The 3,034-nt window shown below is 51.7% G+C and carries 4 protein-coding genes; all 4 read right to left on the bottom strand.

Features of this window, described 5'->3' with window-relative positions; translation table 11 throughout:
* On the bottom strand, window positions 1-789 hold a 789-nt coding region (gene tdh, locus ACQY6F_RS18580), incomplete at its 3' end, for an L-threonine 3-dehydrogenase (RefSeq protein WP_428776576.1).
* A 44-nt stretch (window positions 790-833) separates the two neighbouring features.
* The gene (locus ACQY6F_RS18585) at window positions 834-2,027 is read right to left on the bottom strand and encodes a glycine C-acetyltransferase (RefSeq protein ID WP_428776577.1); all 1,194 of its coding nucleotides are present in this window, start codon (window positions 2,025-2,027) and stop codon (window positions 834-836) included.
* Window positions 2,028-2,295: 268 nt separating this feature from the next.
* Entirely contained in the window at window positions 2,296-2,874 is a 579-nt protein-coding gene (locus tag ACQY6F_RS18590; protein WP_428776579.1) for a sensor histidine kinase, read from the bottom strand.
* Window positions 2,844-3,034, bottom strand: a 191-nt coding sequence (locus tag ACQY6F_RS18595) for a hypothetical protein (protein ID WP_428776580.1), incomplete at its 5' end; no start/stop codon positions are given. The genes ACQY6F_RS18595 and ACQY6F_RS18590, both read right to left, overlap by 31 nt.

The raw sequence follows: 3,034 nt of genomic DNA on the forward strand, positions 1-3,034 counted from the left end.
CAGCGCGATACGGCCGCCGTGGTTCATCGCTTTCAGCATAGAGTTGAACGCCATTGGGTTACCAGACATCTCCAGGCCTACGTCAAAACCTTCGGTCATGCGCAGTTCAGCCATCACATCTTCCAGGTCCTGCTCTGCTACGTTCACGGCGCGGGTTACGCCCATTTTACGTGCCAGGTCCAGACGGTATTCGTTCACGTCGGTAATCACCACGTGACGCGCACCAACGTGTTTGGCGACTGCCGCAGCCATGATGCCGATAGGGCCAGCGCCGGTGATCAGCACATCTTCGCCCACCAGGTCAAACGACAGTGCAGTGTGTACCGCGTTGCCGAACGGGTCAAAGATAGAAGCCAGATCATCTGAAATTTCATCTGGTATCTTAAATGCGTTAAACGCAGGGATAACCAGATATTCAGAGAAAGCACCGGTGCGGTTTACACCCACACCCACTGTGTTACGACACAGGTGAGTACGGCCGCCACGACAGTTACGGCAGTGACCACAAGTGATGTGACCTTCGCCAGAGACGCGGTCACCAATTTCAAAACCGCGAACTTCCTGGCCAATGCCAACTACTTCACCCACGTATTCGTGGCCAACTACCATAGGCACAGGAATAGTATTTTGTGACCACTCGTCCCAGTTGTAGATGTGTACGTCGGTACCACAGATTGCGGTCTTTTTAATCTTGATCAGCAGATCGTTGTGGCCAAGCTCAGGCATGTCCACTTCTGTCATCCAGATGCCTTGTTCAGGCTTCAGCTTAGAGAGTGCTTTAATTTTCATTTTGTTCACCAAATATTGCCCCGAATAAGCTCAGGGCAAACAAATTAGATAATGCCCATGTCCTTACCAACTTCGATAAAGGCATCAATGGCTTTATCCAGTTGCTCGCGAGAATGCGCGGCTGACATCTGGGTACGGATACGTGCCTGACCTTTTGGTACGACAGGGAACGAGAAGCCGATAACGTATATGCCTTTTTCCAGTGCGCGTTCTGCAAATTCAGCTGCTACTTTCGCATCGCCAAGCATGATTGGGATGATCGCGTGGTCAGCACCGGCCAGGGTGAAGCCTGCGTCACTCATGCGAGCACGGAAGTGCGCCGCGTTTTCCCACAGGTGGTCACGCAGATCACCGCTTTCCTGCAGCAGATCCAGAACACGGATGGAAGCGTTTACGATTGCAGGGGCAACAGAGTTAGAGAACAGGTACGGACGAGAACGCTGACGCAGCCATTCGATCACTTCTTTCTTACCAGAAGTATAGCCACCTGAAGCGCCGCCCATTGCTTTACCCAGGGTACCGGTAATGATGTCGATACGGTCGACAACGTCGTGGTACTCATGAGTACCGGCGCCGGTTTTGCCCATAAAGCCAACAGCGTGAGAATCATCCACCATAACCAGCGCGTTGTATTTGTCCGCCAGGTCACAGATAGCTGGCAGGTTAGCCACAACACCGTCCATCGAGAATACGCCATCGGTGACGATCAGCTTGTTGCGAGCACCGGCTTCGTCTGCCGCGATAAGTTGCTGCTCAAGCTCTTCCATATTGTTGTTAGCGTAACGGAAACGCATCGCTTTACACAGACGCACGCCATCGATGATAGAAGCGTGGTTCAGCGCATCAGATATGATCGCGTCTTCTTTATCGAGGATGGTTTCGAACAGGCCAGCGTTGGCGTCAAAACAAGAGGTGTAAAGGATGGTGTCTTCTTTACCCAGGAATTGAGACAGCTTCTGCTCCAGTTCCTTGTGAATGTCTTGGGTACCGCAGATAAAACGTACCGAAGCCATACCGAAACCGTGCTCATCCAGGCCCTGTTTAGCCGCTTCGATCAGCGCAGGGTGGTTAGCCAGACCCAGATAGTTGTTGGCACAGAAGTTCAGTACTTCTTCACCGCTGGCGATTTTTACTGCAGCCTGTTGCTGCGAAGTGATGACACGTTCGGATTTATACAGACCTTCAGCTTTAACTTCGTCGATTTGCTGTTGGATCTGTTGGTAAAATGCAGAAGACATTAGCATTCCTTCCTAGTTGTTATGGAGAGTCTGTTTATCGCTCTCAGGTAGGGTCAGCCTTTATGTGACAACCGTCACAGGCCGTTAATAAGCAATTAACAACAGTGTAATCCATGGCTGGAAAAACGATTATCCCTCGGTTTGGAAAAACATTAATGAACTTGAGGCACAAATAAGCATAGCGATAGTGAGAAGCGAGTATAAGCCGTTAACCGGGCTAGGTTTTTACGGCATAAAACCCGCTATTGCAGACGGGAAAGCAGAATAGTTAGCCAGCCACAGCCTCCAGCTCGAAAGACTGACGAAACTGCTGGCCGTTTGATTCGGTATCCAAGGCACTGTGGTGCAGCATCAGGATAGATTTCACGATTCGGGTCCCGATGCCCAACTCCCCGTGTGGCGCTTCCGGGCACACCTGGTTAGTCACCGAGCACTCTATCCGATTGGTTTGGTGGTTACACCGGGCATGCAGCACTATGTCGTTACCCGGAGGGCTGTGCCGCAGGGCGTTTTCCAGCAGATTGTGCCACAGCCGTTCCAGCAACTGCTCATCACCCACGGTGGTTAATTGCGGATCGGTGTCCAGAGTCAGGCTAACGTTTTGCCTTGCTAGCTGTGGCATTATCGCCTGCTGACAGGCTTGCAGCATCGACGTCAGATCCACCGGCTCACAATGGTATTCCGGCAGGTTCTGTTGCGATTTCGCCGTCTGTAACAGCGATTGGAGCTGACGACTCAACGCATTGCCGTTACGGTAGGCCACTTCGATCAGAGGGTCTGATTGCGGATGCTGCAGCCGCCAGGTTTCCAGATAACCTAATACACTGGCAAGCGGTGTCGTTGGCAAACGGCTTCCACATCGACAGAAAGATAACACATAAGCTCTTCTATGATGTCACCGCGCAAGAGATCTTCTTCTGTACGGATCAGGCCACGCGTGATGGGCAGATTGCAATTCTCAACCAAACTCGACCAACTGAGCGTATCGCGAGCGTTTTGTGCGAATG

Source organism: Vibrio sp., assembly GCF_050299255.1.
Lineage (GTDB): Bacteria > Pseudomonadota > Gammaproteobacteria > Enterobacterales > Vibrionaceae > Vibrio.